Origin of the sequence: Shimia sp., from assembly GCF_049116215.1 — a bacterium.
Taxonomy (GTDB): domain Bacteria; phylum Pseudomonadota; class Alphaproteobacteria; order Rhodobacterales; family Rhodobacteraceae; genus Shimia.
Genome location: NZ_JAGDZB010000002.1, coordinates 237,502 through 258,876, shown reverse-complemented (window position 1 = coordinate 258,876; position 21,375 = coordinate 237,502). Strand labels below are relative to the sequence as shown.

Here is a 21,375-nt window from a genome sequence, read left to right as displayed (position 1 = left end):
ACACTCACGGGACGCGGGACAATGCAAACCAAGCATACCTTTGTGGACCGGATTGAAGAGACGCTGATCGCGTTTTTTCTGGGCATGATGACATTGATTACCTTTGCCAATGTGATTGCCCGGTTCGGTTTTAACTCCAACATTCTATGGGCCTTGGAAGCGACCGTCTTCCTGTTTGCCTGGCTGGTGCTTCTGGGCGCCTCTTACGCGGTCAAGAAACATGCGCATCTGGGCGTGGATGTGATTATCAATATGGTCAGCCCGGCTGCTGCGCGCATCATCGGCCTGATCGCGGCGGCCGCCTGTCTGGCCTATGCGGTGCTGATGCTGAAAGGTGCCTATGACTATTGGGCGGTTTTTGCTGATCTGCCGCCAACCTCCGGCCGTTGGTTCCCAACCGGCTTTGCCGAGAAGTTCCGCAGCCAGTCGTTCTATGAGGTGCAGGATGTACCCATGGTTGGCTTGTTCCAGTTCCTTGAGGATCTGATCAACTACGGCGACGAATACGAAAAGCTGCCCAAAGTGGTGCCGTATATCGTGCTGCCGATTGGCATGCTGCTGCTGACTTATCGCTTCTTCCAAGCGACCATGCAGATTTTCCGCGGTCAGACTGACCGCCTGGTGGCAAGCCACGAGGTGGAAGACGAAATTGAAGAAGTGCGTGCACTTCAAGGGGAGCACGACTGATGGAAGTTGTTCTACTATTCTCCATGGTCATTGGCCTCCTGCTGATCGGCGTGCCGATCGCGGTGTCCCTTGGCCTCAGCTCGATCTTGTTCCTGCTGTTCTTCTCAGATGCCACATTGGCCTCTGTGGCTGGCACGCTGTTTGAAGCCTTCGAGGGTCACTTCACCCTGCTGGCGATCCCGTTCTTCATCCTAGCGTCGAGCTTTATGACCACAGGTGGTGTGGCGCGGCGGATCATCCGCTTCTCCATTGCCTGTGTGGGCCACTTGCCCGGCGGTTTGGCAATTGCGGGTGTGTTTGCCTGTATGATGTTTGCGGCCCTGTCTGGCTCCTCGCCAGCGACGGTTGTGGCCATCGGCTCCATTGTGATCGCGGGCATGCGTCAGGTGGGCTACTCCAAGGAGTTTGCCGCCGGTGTGATCTGTAACGCGGGCACATTGGGCATTCTGATCCCGCCGTCCATCGTGATGGTGGTTTACGCGGCGGCCGTGGAAGTCTCCGTGGGCCGGATGTTCCTTGCGGGGGTGATCCCGGGTCTGATGGCTGGTCTGATGCTGATGATCACCATCTATGTGATGGCGAAGGTCAAGAACCTGCCAAAAGGCGACTGGCTCGGCTGGGGGGAGATTTTTGAATCCGGACGTGACGCAGGTTTTGGTTTGTTCCTGATCGTGATCATTCTGGGTGGCATTTATGGCGGTGTGTTTACGCCAACTGAAGCTGCAGCGGTGGCGGCGGTCTATGCCTTCCTGATCGCCTGCTTTGTCTACAAAGACATGGGGCCATTGGCGGCGGACAACAACGGTGGTCAAAAAGTCTCTCTGTTCAAGAAGCCTTATGCGCTGATCACGGCCTTTGTGCATGGCGACACCAAGCACACGCTGTTTGAGGCGGGTAAGCTGACCATCACGCTGCTGTTTGTGATCGCCAACGCGCTGATCCTGAAGCATGTGTTGACCGAGCAGCAAGTGCCGCAGCAGATCGCGGGTGCAATGTTGAATGCGGGCTTTGGTCCGGTGATGTTCCTGATTGTGGTGAACGTGATCCTGCTGATTGGTGGTCAGTTCATGGAGCCATCCGGCTTGTTGGTGATTGTCGCACCGCTGGTGTTCCCCATTGCCATTGAGCTGGGCATTGATCCGATCCACTTGGGTATCATCATGGTGGTGAACATGGAAATCGGGATGATCACGCCGCCAGTGGGGCTCAACCTGTTTGTGACCTCCGGTGTGGCTGGGATGCCGATGATGTCTGTGGTGAAGGCGGCGCTGCCGTTCCTCGCAGTGCTCTTTGTCTTCCTGATTATGGTGACCTACATCCCATGGATTTCGACATATCTGCCGAACACCTTCATGGGGCCGGAGATCATCACCAAATAGAGCAGGTGAATAAGCGGGGCGCTACCGCGCACGTTTGTTCGGAAGAGATGAGAGGCGACGCTCCAGTTTGGGGCGTCGTTTCTTTTTGTGGGGCCTAGAAGGGAGTTTGCTGAGAAGCGGTTCATGGGCAAGTGTGCCCTGAACGCGCCATGTCCAGTGTGTGGTTTGAGAGAACCGCCTCAAGGCCATGCCGCTGCGCGGGCGCATTCGCGCGCCGTGACCCGGCCCCCTCAAACGGTGGTGGTCTTAGGTGCGGGTGGCGATGTAGCCGCAGCTGGTGCGGCTGGGTGGACCTTTGGAGAAGGGCACGGAGCAAGTGCAGGGCGCTGTGAGGTTGATTGGTCTTGAGCCAGGCCTGGGCCAGGGCGCCGGTGCCGCAGCCTGCGTCCAGGACGGTTGGCGTGGAAGTGGTGGCAGGCAGGGCCGCCATGAGCTCGTCGTAGGCGGCGGGGTAGCCAAGGCGCGTGATGTCGCTGTGCCAGCGGTGTGAGAACTGGGCATACAGCGAAGAGAGCGGCGCCTTGGCCATAGGATTATGCGGCGTCGAGCGCGGTGATGATGGCGCCAAAATCGCTGGCCTTCAGGCTGGCGCCACCCACCAGCGCGCCATCCACGTTGGAGACGGCAAAGATCTCTTCTGCGTTGCTGGGTTTCACAGAGCCGCCGTAGAGCAGGGGCACAGTGCGGCCAACGCCTTCGCCAAAACGACGCTCCAGACGCATGCGCATGAAATCATGTACCTCGCCAATTTGGCTCATTGTGGGGACCTTGCCGGTGCCGATGGCCCAGATCGGTTCATAAGCCACCACCAGGTTTTCGCCTGTGGCGCCGTCGGGGATGGAACCTGCCAATTGGCCACCAATGATGTCGAGTGTGTTGTCGGCTTCGCGCTCGCTGAGGCTTTCGCCCACGCAGATCACGGTCACCAGACCAGCATCCCAGGCGGCATTGGCTTTGTTGCGCACGTCTTCGTCGCGTTCATTGTGGTCTTCGCGGCGTTCAGAGTGGCCAAGAATGACATGGGAGGCGCCGGCGTCTTTCAGCATATCAGCAGCGACATCGCCGGTGTGGGCGCCGCTGGCATTGGCGTGGCAGTCTTGGCCGCCGATGGCGACAGCGCCCGCCACGTCTTTGGCGCGGGAAGTCAAGGTGGCAGGGGGGCAGATCAGGATGTCGGTGGTATCGGAGGTTTCGAGAGCGGCAAGCGCCTTAAGCTCCGCCAGTGCCGCGGCGGTGCCGTTCATTTTCCAATTGCCTGCTGCCAGCTTGCGTCGCATGACGTGCCCCTTCAAAAATGTTGTTTGGCAAAGTCATGCGGGGGGGAACGGCCTAGGTCAAGGCCATCAGGTTAATTTTGGCGCTCCGTTCGCGGCAACTTGTTCTGCAAGCTCGTCCATATCTTTGAATTTGATGGATTCGCCGCAGCCGCAGGCGTCGGCCACGTTGGGATTGTTGAACTTGAAGCCGCTTTCCAGAAGCGAGACTTCGTAATCAATTTCGGTGCCAAAAAGGAACATTTGCGCCATCGGCGCAATCATCACCACGGCGCCGTCTTTTTCGACAATCTCGTCGTGCGGATCGCGGTCGGTCACGTAGTCCATGGTGTATTCCATGCCCGCGCAGCCGCCTTTCTTCACGCCAATGCGCAGACCGGCGTGGCCTTCTTTGTCCATGAGCCGGGCGATCTGTTTGATCGCCGCAGGTGTCATGGTCAGGGCTTGTTTTCCGGGAATGCCAAACATCGACTTTCCTTTCTAACCTATTGAAAGGTTACATGAAGCCCAGTTCAAGGCGGGCTTCGTCGCTCATCATTTCCATGCCCCATGGGGGCTGCCAAACCAGCGCAACCTCGACAGTGCGCACGCCGCCGACGCCAGCAATGGCTTCTTGCACCCAGCCTGGCATTTCGCCAGCCACAGGGCAACCCGGGGCGGTCAGGGTCATGATCACGTTTACGTCGTTTTCGGCAGAAATCTCAATGGTGTAGATCAGGCCGAGATCGTAGATATTCACCGGAATTTCCGGGTCATACACACTGCGACAGGCCTCAACGAGTTGCTCATGCAAAGGGTGATCGACGCTCGAAGGCGCGATCAAAGGGGTGCCTTCGACGGGATCGGAAGTTGGATCGGGGGCCTGTGTCATATTCTGTCCTGCCATAAACCTGAGCTTTTCATATAGGAAAACTTGCAAGCGGCGTCCAGAGGGGGAGGTGAGCGAAATTGGCGCATCGGTATTGCGTCGGTATCGCGGCTGTTTTGCGGAGGTGCCAAATGGGGCGTGAATGACGGGGGGGGGCTTGAAGAAGCAACGGAGCCCGAAGGCCCCGCACTAGAAATCAATCGTTGATGTCATGGTTGAAGGTTTTGACTTCACTCTTTGGCAACGCGAAAACCCGTCGCATCACCAGCCAGGCCACAAGGCTGAGGGCCGCAAACACCAGTAGGAGCATTGGCACCGACAGGAGTTGCAACGGGCCGAGTAGGGCAACGCCAACCAAGGCCGCGCCGATGGCGAAGCCGAGGAAGATGAAGCCCGGTGCCAGCACTTCGAGAATGGCCAGTACCAGAGCGGCGGCAAGCCAGACCCACCAAATTGTCAGAAGGTCTGTCATCGCTTACCCTTTCAACAGTTTGAAGGCGTCGCCAAAAGCCTCGAGCGCAGCGGCTGGCAGCACGATGGTTTGCTTGCCATCGCCGTTGCCAAGCGCGTTGAGCGCCTCGACTTGTTTCAACGCCACCTGGTATTGCGCCGCTTCGATGCCGTTTTCCTTGATGGCTTTGGCAACCACTTCGGTGGCGTAGGCTTCGGCGTCCGCGCTGATGCGGCGGGCTTTGGCGATTTGCTCTGCGGCGTAAAGCTCAGCGTCGGCTTGAAGTTCCACAGCGCGCTTTGTGCCCTCAGCTTCGGTCACCTGAGCGCGGCGTGCGCGTTCGGCGTTGAGCTGTTGCAACATGGCGTCGCGAGTGGCTTGGTCCAGGTTCACATCGAGTATTTCGGCGCGGGTCACTTCGATGCCCCAATCGTCCACAGCGGTTTCGACGCTGGCTTGAATGGAATCGATCAGGCTGGCCCGGTTGGACTGCACCTCATCCAGGTCCATTTTACCAATGTTGGCACGCACAATGCCAGCTACAGTGGTCGAGATGGCGCCGTCCACATCACGGATGCGGTACACCGTCTTTTCCGGCTCCAGAATGCGGTAGAAGACGGAGGTGTCGATCTGCACCAGTACGTTGTCTTTGGTGATCGCGTCTTGGGTGGCGTTGGGCAGCTGACGCTCCAGAATGGAGATCTGGTGGCGCACCACGTCCAGAAACGGCACCACAAAGTTGATGCCAGGCCCAAGCACCGAGTGCAGCCGACCAAAGCGTTCCACCACGTGTTTTTCCGATTGCGGCACGATGCGCACGCCTTTCAGAACCACAACAATCAGGAACACTGCGGCCAGCAGGATCACGATGTTTTCAGATAGTAACGAGAAGATCAGGTCTTCGTTCATTATGCTCTCTCCCCAGAAAGTGTTTGTTATCTATGGGTTGGAATATGGTCACATCGGCGTGTTTTACAAGTTACATGGTTCGGCGTAAGGAGGGGGAAATTTTGCGCAAACTCCCCGATGAAGGTCTCAGATGTCTGAAAAGTTCTCGTTTTCGCTACATGCAACCGATGGCAAAGCCCGTACCGGTGTGATCAACACGCCGCGCGGCGACATTCGCACGCCTGCATTTATGCCGGTTGGCACAGCGGCGACCGTGAAGGCGATGATGCCAGAGAGCGTGCGCGCCACCGGGGCAGACATCCTGCTGGGGAACACCTATCACTTGATGCTGCGGCCTACGGCGGAGCGGATTGACCGGTTGGGCGGCTTGCACAAGTTCATGAATTGGGAGCGGCCCATTCTGACGGACAGCGGTGGGTTTCAGGTTATGAGCCTCGCAGAGCTTCGTAAGCTGACGGAAAAAGGTGTCACGTTTAAGAGCCACATTGATGGGTCCAAACACTCGCTGACGCCGGAACGATCGATGGAGATCCAGAAGCTTTTGGGCAGTGATATTGTCATGTGTTTTGACGAATGCCCGGCGTTGCCGGCGGATCGGGACCGGATTGCGGAGAGCATGCGGCTGTCGATGCGCTGGGCGCAGCGGTCGCGCGATGCGTTTGGCGATCGGCCGGGGCATGCGCTGTTTGGTATTCAGCAAGGCGGGCTGGAGCAGGACTTCCGTGAGGAGAGTGCTGAAGCTCTCAAAGAGATTGGCTTTGATGGCTATGCTGTGGGTGGCCTCGCGGTAGGCGAAGGCCAAGAGAAGATGTTTGATTGTCTGGACTATGCGCCGGATATGCTGCCGGTGGACAAACCACGCTATTTGATGGGTGTGGGCAAGCCGGATGACATTGTCGGCGCGGTCAAGCGTGGCATCGATATGATGGACTGTGTGTTGCCGTCCCGTTCGGGGCGTACGGGGCAAGTATTCACGCGGTATGGCGTGGTGAACATCAAAAACGCGCGCCATGCGGATGATCCGCGGCCATTGGACGAAAACTGTTCCTGCCCGGCCTGTTCGAACTATTCACGCGCCTATCTGCATCACGTGTTCCGCAGCAATGAGATGATTTCCGGCATGCTGCTGACATGGCACAACTTGCATTACTTCCAAGAGATCATGCAGGGCATGCGCGATGCGATTGCAGCCGGAACCTTTGACGCCTGGGAAACAGAGTTCCACGCGCAGCGCGCGCAAGGCGATATTGAGCCGCTGTGAGGAGACAGTCCATGAAACGGTTTTTGATGGCGGCAGCCGTGGCTGCCTTGACGCCGGTTGCGGCAGTGGCGGATGGGTATTGCGGGGTCAGTGATCCGGCGGTGGTCTATGAACGGCTGGCGGGGAGTTGGGTGCGCGAAGGCAGCACATCCGTGGAGGGCAGTGTGACCTCCTTTGTGCGTCCAGCCCGGATGTTTGCCACGGAAATTGACGCGGACGGTCTGTACCACTCCGGCTTTGTCGACAGCCTTGTGGGCGAAGAGGTGGCACTGCGCTGGGCGGAGCCAAAGCCTTATGATGTGGACCGTGTGGATGACGTGCTGGACACCACAGAGCGCGCTGATTTGGCAGATCTGTTGAGTGATACGCAATGCGGTCCAGCGGGGCTGCCGCAGTTGCAGATTGAACTGCCGGAATTTGAGGGCGGGATCACGGTGTTTGGCACCATCACCTTGGTGCCGTACTTTGACGATCGGGTGCTAGAGATTTCTGAGCTGACCCTCAAAAGCGACGAAACGGTGCTTTTTATGACTGAAACGGTGTTGTTGCGTCCTGCGCAGTGAAGGCTGGAAGGGCGTCTTACCTGTTGGCGGGCAACAAGAGTATTTGTTTCAGCCTCGGTTGAGTAGGCTGCGCGTCACGCTTGGAACACCCTCTCTGTAAGCAAATTATTTTGCCTCTTTAGCCGTTTCCCGCCTTGTTCCTCACGTTCTGTAAAGGCATTGTGTGGTCCAACCAACAAAACGCCGTTGAAAGCGGGGACGAGGCACCCCAAATCAATAAGCCGAGGAAACGGAAAGGGACCAAAAGGTTGCCACATGTGGGACCCGCGTCGCTTTGCTAGAACAAGGAAAACTCATGACTGAGCCCCTCAACACATCTTATCCTGTGCTGCCGCTGCGCGACATTGTGGTGTTCCCACATATGATTGTGCCGCTGTTTGTTGGCCGGGAAAAATCGGTCCGTGCGCTTGAAGAGGTGATGGCCGATGACAAGCAGATTCTGCTGTCCAGTCAGGTTGATCCTGCAGAGGATGATCCAGATTTTGACGGCATATACCGCACCGGCGTTTTGGCCAATGTGCTGCAGCTGTTGAAGCTGCCTGATGGCACCGTAAAAGTGCTGGTCGAAGGTCAGAGCCGTGTGACCATCACCGACTTTGTTGAAAACGACGACTACTTTGAGGCCCGTGCCGAACATCTGGACGAAATGCCAGGCGACGCTGCCACCATCGAAGCGCTGCTGCGCTCTGTTGGCGACGAGTTTGAGCGCTATTCCAAAGTCAAAAAGAACATCCCGGAAGAAGCGCTGAGCGCGGTGGAAGACGCCAGCGAGCCTGCGCGTTTGGCTGACCTTGTGGCGGGCCATCTGGGTATTGAGGTGAACGAGAAGCAAGAGCTTCTCGAAACCCTGTCTGTGAGCGAGCGTCTGGAGAAGGTCTATGGCCTGATGCAGGGCGAAATGAGTGTGCTGAAGGTTGAGAAGAAGATCAAGACGCGCGTGAAATCGCAAATGGAGAAGACCCAGCGCGAGTACTATCTGAATGAGCAGATGAAGGCCATTCAGAAGGAGCTTGGCGACGGCGAAGAGGGCGAAGGCGAAATTGCCGAGCTCGAAGAGAAGATTGGCAAAACCAAGCTCTCCAAAGAGGCCAAAGAGAAGGCTGAGGGTGAGCTGAAGAAGCTCAAAAACATGAGCCCGATGTCGGCCGAAGCGACCGTTGTGCGCAACTATCTGGATTGGATGCTGTCCATTCCATGGGGCAAACGTGGCCGTGTGAAGAAGGACCTGGGCAAGGCACAAGAGGTTCTGGACACAGATCACTTTGGTCTGGAGAAGGTCAAAGAGCGCATTGTTGAGTACCTTGCGGTGCAGCAGCGCTCCAGCAAGCTCAAAGGCCCAATCATGTGCCTCGTGGGCCCTCCAGGTGTGGGTAAAACCTCGCTTGGTAAGTCCGTGGCAAAAGCCACCGGTCGAGAGTTCATCCGCATCAGCCTTGGCGGTGTGCGCGACGAAAGTGAGATCCGTGGCCACCGCCGGACGTACATTGGCTCCATGCCCGGTAAGATCATTCAGGCGCTGAAAAAGGCGAAGACCACCAACCCGCTGATCCTGCTCGATGAAATCGACAAGATGGGGCAGGACTTCCGCGGTGATCCTGCGTCCGCGATGCTAGAGGTGCTTGATCCGGAGCAGAACGGCACGTTTGTGGATCACTACCTTGAGGTGGAATACGATCTATCCAACGTGATGTTCCTGACCACGGCGAACTCCTACAACATGCCGGGTCCGCTTTTGGACCGGATGGAGATCATTTCACTGGCTGGCTACACCGAAGACGAGAAACGTGAAATTGCGCGTCAGCACTTGATTGACAAGCAGGTCAAAAACCACGGTCTGAAGAAAGGTGAATTCGAGGTATCGGATGAAGCGCTGCAAGAGATTGTGCGCACCTACACCCGTGAAGCGGGTGTGCGGAACCTTGAACGTGAATTGGCGAAGCTGACCCGGAAAGCTGTCACCAAGATTGTGAAAGGCGAGGCGGAGACTGTTTCTGTGACCCCGGACAATCTGGATGATTTCCTGGGCGTGAAGAAGTTCCGCTATGGCTTGGCTGAGGACGAGAACCAGGTGGGTGTTGTCACCGGTCTGGCCTGGACCTCGGTTGGCGGTGACCTGTTGCACATCGAAGGTCTGAAGCTGCCCGGCAAAGGCCGCATGAAGACCACCGGTAAGCTAGGCGACGTCATGAAAGAGTCGATTGATGCGGCGTCTTCTTACGTGCGGTCTATTTCGCCTCAGATTGGCGTGAAGCCAACGGTCTTTGACAAGATAGACATCCACGTGCACGTGCCGGATGGCGCGACGCCAAAAGATGGCCCGTCTGCGGGTTTGGCGATGGTGACGTCGATTGTGTCGGTGCTGACTGGCATTCCGGTGCGCAAAGACATAGCGATGACCGGTGAAGTGTCTTTGCGCGGCAATGCGATGCCGATTGGCGGTCTGAAAGAGAAACTTCTCGCGGCGCTGCGTGGTGGCATCAAAACGGTGCTGATCCCGCAGGAGAACGAGAAGGATTTGGCGGACATTCCGGACAACGTGAAAGACGGTCTGGAAATCATCGCGGTGAAGCACGTCTCTGAAGTGTTGAAACTGGCGCTGACCAAAGAGCCAGAAGCAATTGAGTGGGACGAGGCTGCGGAAGAAGCGGCTGCGGCGAAGCTCAAGAAAGAAGAAGCGGCGAGCGCGACAGCGCATTAAGGTCTTCTAAGCTTTGAATTTGAAGGCGCGTCGAGAGATCGGCGCGCCTTTTTTGTATGGGTTAGACCGGAGGCAGGCCAAGCACGGCGCGGCCTTCGTTGGTTTTCAGGGAAAAGTCTTGACCCGCGTGGGTCTTGCCATCCGGGCCGCAGAGGTAGGCGATGGCCTGTGCGACCCATTCGGCTGGGATGTGCGCGTCAGGTGCCAGCTGGCTGACTGGGTTGATGCCGGAGGCGCGGATGGTGGCCATCATGTCGGTGGCGACAGTACCGGGACTCAGGCCGACAACCGTCACACCTGCGTCGGCGTTTTCTTTGTGGGCTATGCCGGTGAGACGCACCACGGCAGCCTTGGAAGCACAGTAGTGGGACCAGCCTTCGAGGAAGGAATTGGCCGCACCAGACGAGATGTTGATGATGGTGCCCGCGCCTTGGGCGCGCATGACCGGCAGGGCGAAACGCAGGCCGTGGTAGACGCCTTTGATGTTCACATCGAGGACTTTGGACCATGCGGCGGGATCGCTGTCGGCCAAGGTGGTAATTGGGTCTATGAGGCCGGCGTTGTTCACGAGGATGTCGAGGCTTCCGAAAGTGTCGGTGGCGGTTTTGAATAGGGCTTCGACGGAGGCAGGGTCGCTGACGTCGCAGACCTGTAGCCGGGCCGCGCCGCCATCGTCGAGGATGCTTTGTGTCAGTTCTGACAGCGCGCTTTGAGAGCGGGCGGCGAGCACGACGTTGGCGCCAAGTTTGGCGAGGTGGTGGGCGGCGGCGGCGCCGATGCCGCGGCTGGCGCCGGTGATAATGGCGGTTTTTCCGGTGAGGTCAGTCATTGGGGTCTCCTTGTGTTGCCTTGGGGATAGGCCGTGAGGAAGCTGCGAGAAATGGCTGGATTGACAGATAAGTCGTGCGTAATTTGCATGAATGGATGTGCGAGATTTGGAATTGGCTCTGCTGGTGCAGGCACAGGGCAGCATTGCCGGGGCAGCGCGGGTGTTGGAATTGGATCCTTCGTCGGTGTCCCGCAGCCTCTCGGCTTTGGAGGCGGAGTTGGGGGTGCGGTTGTTTCACCGCACAACGCGGAAGCTGTCTACAACTGAGGAAGGCGCGGCCTATTTGCAGCGGGTGGCTCCGCTGGTGGACGAGATGCAGGCAGCAGCGCAGGCGGCTATGGGGGCGCGGCAGAAACCGGCAGGCACATTGCGAGTGACCGCGTCAGTGGCCTTCGCCTGTCAGAAGATTGTGCCGGTTCTGCCTGCGTTTTCAGAGCGGTATCCGGAGATTTCCGTCGAGGTGATCAGCAGCGATGCGAATTTGGACTTGGTTGAGCAGGGGATTGACCTGGCGGTGCGGCTGGCCCCGGCGCCAAAAGGGGATTTGGTGTCCAGTAAGCTGATGGATACGCGGTATTATTTGGTGGCGAGCCCAGCGTATTTGACGCGCGTTGGCGGGTTGGAGACGCCTGAGGAGCTTCGTGATCGCGACTGTTTGCGATATGCGTTGCCGGGGATTGGGGACGTCTGGCGGTTTCGTGGGGCGGGCGAAAAGCCGTTTAAGGTCAATGTGGCCGGGCGACACAAGTTTTCTAACGCTTTGGCGCTGTTGGAAGCTACGCGGCAGGGGCTGGGCGCGGCCTTGTTGGCGGATTGGCTGGTGGTAGAAGATTTGGCAGCGGGGCGGTTGGTGGAGATGTGCCCTAAATATCAGGCTACAGTGAGTGATTTTGAAACGGCGGCTTGGATGCTTTACCCAAACCGCCGGTACCTGCCCCGCAAAACACGCGTGATGATTAATTTTTTGCGCGAGAACCTGGCGCGTTAGCCGGGCCAGAGGGCGGTGTCTGGGTGGAACTGTGACCAGGCGAACCAGAAGGCTTGGTGGCTGCCGAGGTCCGCGCCACTGGCGTCGACTGCGCGGATGCCGCCTGCGTCGAGCTTGAGGCGGATGTTTTCATAGGCGATGTTTTCGCCTTTGCGTAGGGCCACAAGGGCTTTGGACCGCTGGAAGGCGACGGGCTGGCCGGAGGCTGTGACGATGCCGATGATGTCTTCATGCACGGGTAGGCGTGGGTCGACGTCACCCACCGGGAAGATCGGGCCGTTGGCGTCGCGACCATTGCGGAAATCGGGATTGCGGCCGAGGGCGAGGTATTCGGCCAGAACTGTGGTTTCGGGATGGGTGGTTCTCCATGTGCCCCAGTCTGTGGTGATGACGGCAGCTTGCTCCAATTTGATGCCTTTGTCGGCCAAGGGGCCGGTGACGGCGTGGCCGAGGAAGGTGTCAAAGACGGAGTAGGTGGTTAGGTCGTACATGACCTTGTTGGAGCGGCTGAGCAGGCCGGAGGTGCGCAAGATTGGCCGCTCGACACCGGCGGGCAATTGGTCGGTGAAATAGGCCTGGGCGGCGCCGCAGAGAGTGCAGTAGGGGATGCCAAGGTCGCGCCCGCCAAGGGTGTCGTTGACCATCTCGCGGACTTCCATGATCTGGCGGGGGTAGGCGCGGTATTCGCCGTTGACCTCAACGCCAAAGATGATGTCGTCATCTTTGAGCCAGGTGGCACCGGCGGCGTCGGTGACCTCGGGGTTGTCGGCGGCGGGGATGCAGTTGCACGGCTCATCGGTGGTGTCAAAAGCGCGGTTGTCGATCAGCACTCCACCCCAAGATACCAGCCGCCAGTCAATGTCTCCAGGCACAAACAGCGGGTCCCATTCCGGGACGATGGCGGTGAAGATAGCGCGTTTGAAGCGCAGGTAATCGGGTGGTTCGGGGATATCCCAGGCAATCAGATGATCGGTGACGACGCCCCAAGTGTTTTCGGTTGGTGTGTCGATCTCCAGCAAAGTGGCAGCGGCTTCGGAGAGGACGAAGTTTAATTGCGGGGAGGTCACAAAGCGCATCAGATCACTAATGATCCAGGAGAGGCGCGGGTCGCCTGAAGCTGCGATTTCGTCGAGGGCGAGCGTTTCGTCTCGGCCCCAGGTGCCTTGCTGCATGCTTTCGACGAAGGCCATGTCTGCGGCGGTCTCTAGGGCATCGGACAAGGGGCCGGAGGGCACAACGGGCGGTGTGCCAAATTGCTCGATCACATACGCGGGCAGGGGGGCAGCGTCCTGTGCAGAGACAGGCAGGGCGGTGGATAAGGCGATGGCGCAGAGAAGGGCAGAAAGGCGGAGAGACATGGTGGATCCTTGGCGCAAAGGGCGGTTTACTCTTTGTGGCTGAGGAACGGATGAGTGCGCCAATCAACTTGGATCAGGAGAAAGTGAGTGGTTGAAAGATTTGGCCACTGCACAAAAAAAGTAGGGGGCCAAAGGGCCCCCCAGTTTCGCCATTCAGGCTCACTCTATAATTACCGCTCGATGTTTTTTGCCTGCGGCCTGAATGTCGTCGGAGCGAGCGCACCCGCTCCGTGGAACACCACTGCCTAAACTTAGGGACGGCAGCGGAGTATGTCGTCGGGGGCCGAGGCCCCCTACCCAGGTCCCCCCGGGATCTCGTGGTCGCCGATCAGGAGCTTTTGCGGGCGGCAAAAATCCGGTGCTCGGCGTAATCGTCGTTGGCCGCCTGCGGGGCAGGGGCATCTGCTTCGCCACGTACCTTGCGGGCCCAGTCACCGCTGATGCGGATGGTGCCCACCAAGGTGTCATTGGTGGTTTGGCTTTGGTCGTCATTAGACGGAAGGCTTCTGCTCTTCGTCACAGTCATCTCCTTAGCTACAGCCCGAGGTGGCGCCGCAGGTGTTGCATTTCATGCAGGTGCCGTTGCGCACCAAAGTGTAGTTGCCGCAATCGCCACAAGGGTCGCCCTCGTAGCCTTGCATTTTGGCTTTGACCCGCTCGTCCATCGGAGCCGCCACCGCTGTGACGGAGGCGCTAGGTGCCATGTCTGATACGGTTGCGCCAGCGGTTTCCGGCACCAAAGTGGCGAGATTCTTGACGGCGTCCGAGTTATCCACAGAAATGTTGCCGCCGCCGTTCAACACCACCAGTTCTTGCGGCAAACGCTTGCGCAAATACCCGGTGGAGGAGATCTGCTTCAGCACCTCAAGCGAGCGAGTCGCAGCGGTGTCGGACAGTTCGGAGACGTTGGAAACACCTTCTTCCTCGCCACGTCCAACATCGTCAAACGTGGTGCCTTCTGGCTTGATATGCGCAAGGTCGGTGCGGTCGAGGTAAGACACGGCCAATTCGCGGAAGATATAGTCGAGGATTGAGGTGGCGTTTTTGATGGAGTCGTTGCCCTGCACCATGCCCGCAGGCTCAAATTTGGTGAAGGTGAAGGCGTCGACAAATTCTTCGAGCGGCACGCCGTACTGCAGGCCAACCGAGACAGCGATGGCGAAGTTGTTCATCATCGCGCGGAAGCCAGCGCCTTCCTTGTGCATGTCGATGAAGATTTCGCCCAGTGAGCCGTCGGAATATTCACCGGTGCGCAGGTAGACTTTGTGGCCGCCCACAACTGCTTTCTGGGTGTAGCCTTTGCGGCGTTCCGGCATTTTTTCGCGGCCGCGGGCCACTTCTTTGACGACGATTTTCTCGACGATCTTTTCGGCCAGAACTTGCGCCTTTTCGGTCATGGACCCGGATTCGAGCACTTCGGCAGCTTCGTCATCGTCCTCCACCAGCGCGGCAGCCAGCGGTTGGGACAGTTTGGAACCGTCACGGTACAGAGCGTTGGCTTTGATGCCGAGGGACCAAGAGAGCTCGTAGGCGCTCTGGCAGTCCTCGATGGTGGCATCGTTGGGCATGTTGATTGTTTTGGAGATCGCGCCAGAGATGAAGCTCTGGGCAGATGCCATCATGGTGATGTGGCTGTCCACAGAAAGGTAGCGCTTGCCTTTTTTGCCGCATGGGTTGGCACAATCAAAGATGTGATAGTGCTCTTCCTTGAGGAATGGCGCGCCTTCGAGGGTCATGGTGCCGCAGACGTGGTCGTTGGCCAGATCAATGTCCGCTTTGGTGTAGCCGAGGTGCCCAAGCAGTTCGAAGGCCGGGTCGTTCAGCTTCTCCGCTGGGATACCAAGCACATTGGTGCAGAACTCTTCGCCCAGCGTCCATTGGTTGAACACAAAGCGAATGTCGAAAGCGGACCCAAGAGCGGCTTCGATTTTTTCGATTTCGTTGGTGGTGAAGCCATGGCCGATCAGCGAGGTGTGGTTGATGCCCGGCGCGTTGCCGATGGTGCCGTGACCTACAGCGTAGGACACAATCTCTTCGATCTGCGCGGAGGAATAGCCGAGACCTTCCAATGCCGCAGGCACGGAGCGGTTGATGATCTTGAAGTAGCCGCCGCCTGCGAGCTTTTTGAACTTCACCAGCGCAAAATCAGGCTCAATGCCAGTGGTGTCACAATCCATCACCAGACCAATGGTGCCGGTTGGGGCAATCACCGAGGTCTGGGCGTTGCGGTAGCCGTTCTTCTCGCCCAGCTCGAGGGCTTCGTCCCAGGAGGATTTAGCCAATTCAACCAGGACTTGGTCTGGGCAGTTTTCAGCGTCCAGCGGCAATGGTTTGACGGCCAAACCTTCGTAACCGGAGGTCAGGCCTTGGGCCGCGCGGCGGTGGTTTCGGATCACGCGGAGCATATGTTCGCTGTTGCGAGCATAGCCGTCAAAGGCGCCCAGTTCCCCCGCCATTTCAGCCGAGGTGGCATAGGCCACACCCGTCATCAATGCGGTGAGCGCGCCGCCAAGCGCGCGGCCTTCTTCACTGTCATAGCCGTAGCCCATGTTCATCAGCAGGCCGCCGATGTTGGCGTAGCCAAGACCGAGAGTGCGGAAGTCATATGACCGTTGGGCAATTTCCTTGGACGGGAACTGCGCCATGGTCACCGAAATTTCCAGCGTCACGGTCCAGAGACGGGTGGCGTGCATGTAGTCTTCGGCCTGGAAAACGCCGTCCTTTAGGAAGGACAGCAGGTTCATGGAGGCGAGGTTACACGCCGTGTCGTCCAGGAACATATATTCGGAACACGGGTTGGAGCCGCGGATTTCGCCATCTTCCGGGCAGGTGTGCCAGGCGTTCACCGTGTCGTGGTACTGGATGCCCGGATCAGCACAAGCCCATGCGGCGTGGCCGACATCTTCCCAAAGGTCGCGGGCCTTGATGGTTTTGGCCACTTTGCCGTCGGTGCGGCGGATCAGCTCCCAATCGTCGTCGTTTTCCACAGCCTTCAGGAAGGCGTCGGTGACGCGGATGGAGTTGTTGGAGTTCTGGCCGGATACAGAGGCGTAGGCCTCAGAGTCCCAATCGGTGTCATAGGTCGGGAACTCGATGCTGGCGTAGCCCTGTTTGGCGTAATCCAGCACGCGTTTGATATACGTCTCCGGGATCATCGACTTTTTGGCGTCGCGGATTGCGGATTTCAGGCCTTCGTTGATCTTGGCGTCATAGGCGTCTGCCTCGGCACCATCCCAAGATTTGATCGCGTCAAAGATGCCGTTAAGCTTTTGCTCGTGCATTTTGGAGCCGGCCACGATGGAGGCAACCTTCTGCTCCTCTTTGACCTTCCAATTGATGTATTCCTCGATGTCCGGGTGATCGGCATCGACAATCACCATTTTGGCCGCGCGACGGGTGGTGCCGCCGGACTTGATCGCCCCTGCGGCGCGGTCGCCGATTTTCAGGAAGCCCATCAAGCCAGAAGATTTGCCGCCGCCAGAGAGAGATTCGCCGTCTGCGCGCAGAGAGCTGAAGTTGGTTCCGGTGCCGGAACCGTATTTGAACAGGCGGGCTTCGCGGACCCAGAGATCCATGATGCCGCCGTCGCCCACAAGATCATCCGCCACGGACTGAATGAAGCAAGCGTGCGGTTGTGGGTGCTCGTAAGCAGATTTGGATTTGGTCAGCTTGCCACTTTTGTAGTCGACGTAGTAGTGGCCCTGAGAGGGGCCATCAATGCCGTAGGCCCAGTGCAGGCCGGTGTTGAACCACTGTGGCGAGTTGGGCGCGGCGCGCTGGGTCGCCAGCATGTAGCGCATCTCGTCAAAATAGGCGCGAGCGTCTTCTTCGGAAGAGAAGTAGCCGCCTTTCCAGCCCCAATAGGTCCAAGCCCCGGCGAGGCGGTCAAACACCTGTTTGGCGCTGGTTTCGCTGCCGATGGCCACGTCATCGTTGGCCGGGACCGAGCGCCACAGGAACTCTGGAACACCTTTTTCACGCACTTTGCGCATTTTGGCCGGGACGCCCGCTTTGCGGAAGTATTTTTGCGCGATCACATCAGAGGCCACTTGTGACCAGCTGGACGGGACTTCGACGTCAGCAAGATGGAAGACAACTGTGCCGTCCGGGTTGCGGATCTCAGATTCGGTGGTCACAAAATCCAGATCTGCGTAAGCATCCTGTCCGGTCTTGGTGAAGCGTCGTTGAATCTTCATGCCTGTTGTCGTCCCCAGTGCCAAAGTGTCCCGTGGTGCACGTTCTGTGCGATTGATGGCGCATCCAGTGTGAACCCTTGGATGGTGGTTCGGACCAGCAGGCAAAGGGAGACCGGCGCGTAAACGTCATGCGTTTGCCGCTACAACAGACCCAAACGGGTGTTTATCAGAGTTTGTCTCCGCTACCTTGGTCGCCACAATATCTAGTGGGTTTTCTCGGCTGCTGCCACAAACTGGCGTATCGCCCCCTAAAGGGTCAACGGATTTATTTACCAAAAATCAGGATTTTTCCTGTTGACGGAAAGGGGCTGGCGGCGACTCGCCGATGGGGTCCGATTCCTCCACAGGCCTGTTTAGAGCCCGTTAATAATGGTTAATTCCGCTAAACGTTTGAAAAAAGGCGTTTCTGCTTTTGGGCGAGAGCAGGGGGCAGAGTTATCCACAATATGTAGGCCTAAGCGGGTATTTATGTGGAAAATATTGCGGCAGGCAGATGTGCATCTTTTGCAACGGTGGCCGGCAAATACAACAATGGGGCGAATCGTCTAACGATCGCCCCATTTGTGTGCGGAAGATTTTGACTTGCCGGATTAGGCGGCGGTGTTCTTATTGGCTGGCTTGCGCGCGGCAGCGGCTTTCTTCTTTGGCGCCGCCGCGTTGGCATCGATGAATTCGAGCACCAGAGGGCGGATGTTGTTGCGCCAGCTCTTGCCTGCAAAAATCCCGTAGTGACCGGCGCCCGGCTCAACGTGGCTTGCCTTTTTGTCGTCAGGCAGGCCAGTGCAGAGGTCCAGAGCGGCAATGCATTGACCGGGGGCGGTGATGTCGTCTTTGGCACCTTCGACGGTTTTCACAGCCACGGTGGTGATCTTGCCAATGTCGACCTTGCGGCCTGCCACAACAAATTCGTTGTTGGCGATTTCGCCGTTTTTAAACAGACGCTCCACCGTGGAAAGGTAGAATTCGGCGGTCATGTCCATAACAGCCAGATATTCATCGTAGAATCGGTTGTGCGCGTCGTGATCTGACGCCTCGCCGCGGGACACGCGCATGATTTGGTCGTTAAACGCCTTTGAGTGGCGCTCGCCGTTCATCGACATAAAGGAGGAGAGCTGCAACAGGCCTGGATAAACCATCCGACCCACGCCGGGGTATTTGAAGCCCACACGTTGGATCATGGTTTCTTCAAGCTGCCCCATGGTGACGCGATGGCCAAAGTCGGTGACTTCGGTGGCGGCGGCGTTAGGATCAATTGGCCCGCCAATCAGGGTGAGGGAGCGCGGCTGCGCTGCCGGGTCTTCTTCGGCCAGATAGGCGGTGGCGGCCAAAGTGAGCGGGGCAGGCTGGCACACGGCGATCACATGGGTGTCGGGGCCAAGCTCTTTCATAAAATCGACAAGGTAGAGGGTGTAATCCTCAACATCAAACTTGCCATCGGACACGGGGATGTCGCGCGCGTTATGCCAATCGGTGATGTAGACTTCGCAATCCGCAATCAGGCTTTTCACGGTGGAGCGCAGCAGGGTGGCGTAGTGGCCGGACATTGGTGCCACCAACATGACCTTGCGCTTCATCGGTTTGCGGCCGGAAACTTCAAAGTGGATCAGGTCCCCAAAGGGGCGTTCGATCACGGTGTTGATGTTGACGATGTGGTCTTTGCCGTCTTCGCAGGTGAAGCTGTCGATGCCCCAATCCGGCTTCACAATCATGCGTTGGAAGGCGCGTTCGGTGACCTCGCCCCAAGCTGCCATCCATTGCAAACCCGGGTTTGGGACCAATGCGAAAGCTGGGTATGACGCCATGGCGCTGGCGGTGGCGCCCAACCATTGGTTGGTGTTCCGCATCGTTTCCATCAGGTCATACGTGGCCATGTATCGCATGTGCTTCGTCCTATCGTTTGGGGTATGCACCCTGTGTTTTCCCCAGTAATATTGAGGGGGCGCTTGGTTAATGCTGCACAGCAGCGACATTAGGGCGAATGGGTTAATATGACAACAAATGAGACTGAAACTGGCGAAAAAATGGATCGCCTGAACGCGAATTTGGCAAAAGTTGAAGCTTTGTCGCTGCGATTAACCGAAGTGCTTGGTCGCCATAAGCCATTGAGAGATGAGCTAAATTCCCCGGAACCTGAAGTCTTCATGAACGCTGCGAACGCCTATTGGCAAGCGATGGTCGACAACCCCGGAAAAGTTATCGAAAATCAGCTCGATCTGTGGGGAAAGTCGGTTAAATCTTTCGTAGACGCACAGAATTTAATGCTTAAGGGGCAATTTTCTGCACCGCAGGATGACACACCGACCGACCGCCGATTCTCTCACCCAATGTGGAAGACCCATCCCTATTTCAATCTTCTCAAACAGCAATACATGCGCAATTCCGAGGCGATCAAAACCGCTGTTGGTGAGCTCGAGGGGCTGGCGCCGAAAGACAAACAACGGATTGAATATTTCTCGAGCCAGATTGTCGACATGATGTCGCCGACCAACTTTTTGGGGACCAACCCGGATGCGTTGGAAAAGGCTGTGGAGACAGAAGGGCAGTCCCTGATCGACGGATTGCAGAACATGATCTCTGATCTGGAGGCCAACAACGGTGAGCTTCTGGTGAAGCTCGCGGACGAAGACGCCTTTGAGATTGGGCGCAACATTGCGACAGCCCCGGGTAAGGTGGTGTACCGCAATCGCATGTTCGAGTTGCTGCAGTTTTCGCCAACCACCGAGACGGTGCATGAAATACCGTTGATCATCTTTCCGCCCTGGATCAACAAATACTACATTCTGGATCTCAAAGAACAGAACAGTCTGATCCGGTGGTGTGTGGCGCAGGGGTACACTGTGTTTGTGGTGAGCTGGGTCAATCCTGATCTGTCGCACGCGGATGTGGGGATGGATGACTATATTGAGGAGGGATTCCTCGAAGCCATTGCGCAGGTCAAAGACATTACCAAGCAGAAACAGGTGAACGCGGTTGGCTATTGTATCGCGGGGACCACACTGCATCTGACGCTGTCGTTGATGAAGCAGCGCGGTGACAAATCGGTGAAATCCGCGACGTTCTTCACCACGCTCACGGATTTCTCTGACCAAGGTGAGTTTACGCCGTTTTTGCAGGATGACTTTATTGACGGCATTGATGATGAGGTCGAGGAGTTTGGCATCCTGCGGTCCTTTATCATGCAGCGAACGTTTAGTTTCCTGCGGTCCAATGACCTGATCTACGGTCCGGCGATCAAGAGTTACTTTATGGGGGAGGCACCGCCCGCGTTTGATCTATTGTACTGGAACGGCGATGGCTCTGGCTTGCCAGGCAAAATGGCGCATCAGTATTTGCGCGAGCTGTGTCAGGCCAACAAATTTGTTGGTGAGGGGGTTGAGCTGTGTGGCACAACTTTGAAAATCACTGACGTGGATGTGCCGGTCTGCGCCGTAACCTGTGAGACAGATCACATCGCGCGGTGGAAAGACTGCTACAACGGATTTCAGCAAACCAAGAGCCGGTCCAAGACCTTCATCGTATCGCAGTCGGGCCACATCGCCGGGATTGTGAACCCGCCAAGTAAGAAGAAGTATGGCCATTACACCAATACCGATGTGAAAGGCACGGCGGATGAGTGGATGCATGGCGCAACCTTCAACGAGGGATCCTGGTGGCCGCGTTGGGATGCGTGGTTGTCGAAGAAATCAGGCAAAAAAATATCCGCCCGAGAGGAAGGGGACGAGAATCACCCTCCGCTTGGAGACGCTCCGGGCAGTTATGTTTTGAAAAAAGCATATAAATAACAAAGGCATGAAAGGTTTTTGCTGCAATGCAGCAAAAACTTCTTGAAATGCTGCGTCGCAGAAAGCATATTGTTTCCAGAGACTAGAAACGCAGCCCATAGTCCTCATCTTCACGGGCTGTCATTTGTTTAA

17 protein-coding genes are annotated in these 21,375 nt (G+C 57.4%); 7 read left to right on the top strand and 10 right to left on the bottom strand.

The window, feature by feature from the left end; all coding sequences use genetic code 11:
* Positions 1-21: 21 nt before the first annotated feature.
* Both JXR15_RS06835 and JXR15_RS06830 read left to right on the top strand, forming a co-directional pair.
* Complete coding sequence (locus JXR15_RS06835; RefSeq protein ID WP_422052484.1) at positions 22-687, top strand: TRAP transporter small permease; 666 nt, start codon at positions 22-24, stop codon at positions 685-687.
* The gene (locus JXR15_RS06830) at positions 687-2,066 is read left to right on the top strand and encodes a TRAP transporter large permease (protein ID WP_422052483.1); all 1,380 of its coding nucleotides are present in this window, start codon (positions 687-689) and stop codon (positions 2,064-2,066) included. The genes JXR15_RS06835 and JXR15_RS06830 overlap by 1 nt, the downstream gene beginning before the upstream one ends.
* A 533-nt stretch (positions 2,067-2,599) precedes the next feature.
* Here JXR15_RS06830 and tpiA read toward each other — a convergent pair.
* The 5 genes from tpiA to JXR15_RS06805 form a co-directional block, all read right to left on the bottom strand.
* On the bottom strand, positions 2,600-3,343 hold the full coding sequence (gene tpiA, locus JXR15_RS06825) for a triose-phosphate isomerase (RefSeq protein WP_422052482.1): 744 nt from the start codon (positions 3,341-3,343) through the stop codon (positions 2,600-2,602).
* A gap of 66 nt (positions 3,344-3,409) precedes the next feature.
* The gene (locus JXR15_RS06820) at positions 3,410-3,808 is read right to left on the bottom strand and encodes a HesB/IscA family protein (RefSeq protein ID WP_422052481.1); all 399 of its coding nucleotides are present in this window, start codon (positions 3,806-3,808) and stop codon (positions 3,410-3,412) included.
* A 28-nt stretch (positions 3,809-3,836) separates the two neighbouring features.
* Positions 3,837-4,211, bottom strand: a complete 375-nt coding sequence (locus JXR15_RS06815) for an SUF system Fe-S cluster assembly protein (RefSeq protein ID WP_299424460.1) — start codon at positions 4,209-4,211, stop codon at positions 3,837-3,839.
* 193 nt (positions 4,212-4,404) lie between these two features.
* Positions 4,405-4,680, bottom strand: a complete 276-nt coding sequence (locus tag JXR15_RS06810; RefSeq protein ID WP_422052480.1) for an NfeD family protein — start codon at positions 4,678-4,680, stop codon at positions 4,405-4,407.
* A gap of 3 nt (positions 4,681-4,683) precedes the next feature.
* Entirely contained in the window at positions 4,684-5,568 is an 885-nt protein-coding gene (locus JXR15_RS06805; RefSeq protein WP_283426169.1) for an SPFH domain-containing protein, read from the bottom strand.
* Positions 5,569-5,698: 130 nt separating this feature from the next.
* Between JXR15_RS06805 and tgt the strand changes: the two genes are divergently transcribed.
* The 3 genes from tgt to lon all read left to right on the top strand — a co-directional run bounded on the left by tgt (position 5,699) and on the right by lon (position 10,090).
* On the top strand, positions 5,699-6,829 hold the full coding sequence (tgt, locus tag JXR15_RS06800) for a tRNA guanosine(34) transglycosylase Tgt (protein ID WP_422052479.1): 1,131 nt from the start codon (positions 5,699-5,701) through the stop codon (positions 6,827-6,829).
* An 11-nt stretch (positions 6,830-6,840) separates the two neighbouring features.
* Complete coding sequence (locus JXR15_RS06795; protein ID WP_422052478.1) at positions 6,841-7,392, top strand: hypothetical protein; 552 nt, start codon at positions 6,841-6,843, stop codon at positions 7,390-7,392.
* A 295-nt stretch (positions 7,393-7,687) separates the two neighbouring features.
* A complete protein-coding gene (gene lon / locus JXR15_RS06790) occupies positions 7,688-10,090 on the top strand; it encodes an endopeptidase La (RefSeq protein WP_422052477.1) in 2,403 nt (800 codons plus the stop codon).
* Positions 10,091-10,151: 61 nt separating this feature from the next.
* Here lon and JXR15_RS06785 read toward each other — a convergent pair whose 3' ends face one another.
* Positions 10,152-10,919 carry an SDR family oxidoreductase gene (locus tag JXR15_RS06785; RefSeq protein WP_422052476.1) on the bottom strand — a complete coding sequence of 256 codons (768 nt, stop codon included), beginning with the start codon at positions 10,917-10,919 and terminating at the stop codon, positions 10,152-10,154.
* A gap of 91 nt (positions 10,920-11,010) precedes the next feature.
* Here JXR15_RS06785 and JXR15_RS06780 point away from each other — a divergent pair, with 91 nt between their 5' ends.
* Complete coding sequence (locus JXR15_RS06780) at positions 11,011-11,907, top strand: LysR family transcriptional regulator (protein WP_422052475.1); 897 nt, start codon at positions 11,011-11,013, stop codon at positions 11,905-11,907.
* Here the strand turns inward: JXR15_RS06780 and JXR15_RS06775 are convergent.
* From JXR15_RS06775 to phaZ, 4 genes are all read right to left on the bottom strand, one after another.
* A complete protein-coding gene (locus JXR15_RS06775) occupies positions 11,904-13,265 on the bottom strand; it encodes a DUF3179 domain-containing (seleno)protein (protein ID WP_422052474.1) in 1,362 nt (453 codons plus the stop codon). The two genes, JXR15_RS06780 and JXR15_RS06775, sit on opposite strands and share 4 nt — an antisense overlap.
* 328 nt (positions 13,266-13,593) lie before the next feature.
* On the bottom strand, positions 13,594-13,785 hold the full coding sequence (locus tag JXR15_RS06770) for a hypothetical protein (RefSeq protein WP_422052473.1): 192 nt from the start codon (positions 13,783-13,785) through the stop codon (positions 13,594-13,596).
* Positions 13,786-13,795: 10 nt separating this feature from the next.
* The gene (locus tag JXR15_RS06765) at positions 13,796-17,461 is read right to left on the bottom strand and encodes a vitamin B12-dependent ribonucleotide reductase (protein ID WP_422052472.1); all 3,666 of its coding nucleotides are present in this window, start codon (positions 17,459-17,461) and stop codon (positions 13,796-13,798) included.
* Positions 17,462-18,051: 590 nt separating this feature from the next.
* Positions 18,052-19,341: a polyhydroxyalkanoate depolymerase gene (gene phaZ, locus JXR15_RS06760; RefSeq protein ID WP_422052471.1), complete on the bottom strand. Its 1,290-nt coding sequence runs from the start codon at positions 19,339-19,341 to the stop codon at positions 18,052-18,054.
* A 108-nt stretch (positions 19,342-19,449) separates the two neighbouring features.
* Between phaZ and JXR15_RS06755 the strand changes: the two genes are divergently transcribed.
* Positions 19,450-21,243, top strand: coding sequence for a PHA/PHB synthase family protein (locus tag JXR15_RS06755; RefSeq protein ID WP_422052470.1), 1,794 nt, complete (start codon positions 19,450-19,452; stop codon positions 21,241-21,243).
* The last annotated feature ends 132 nt before the right edge of the window (positions 21,244-21,375 follow it).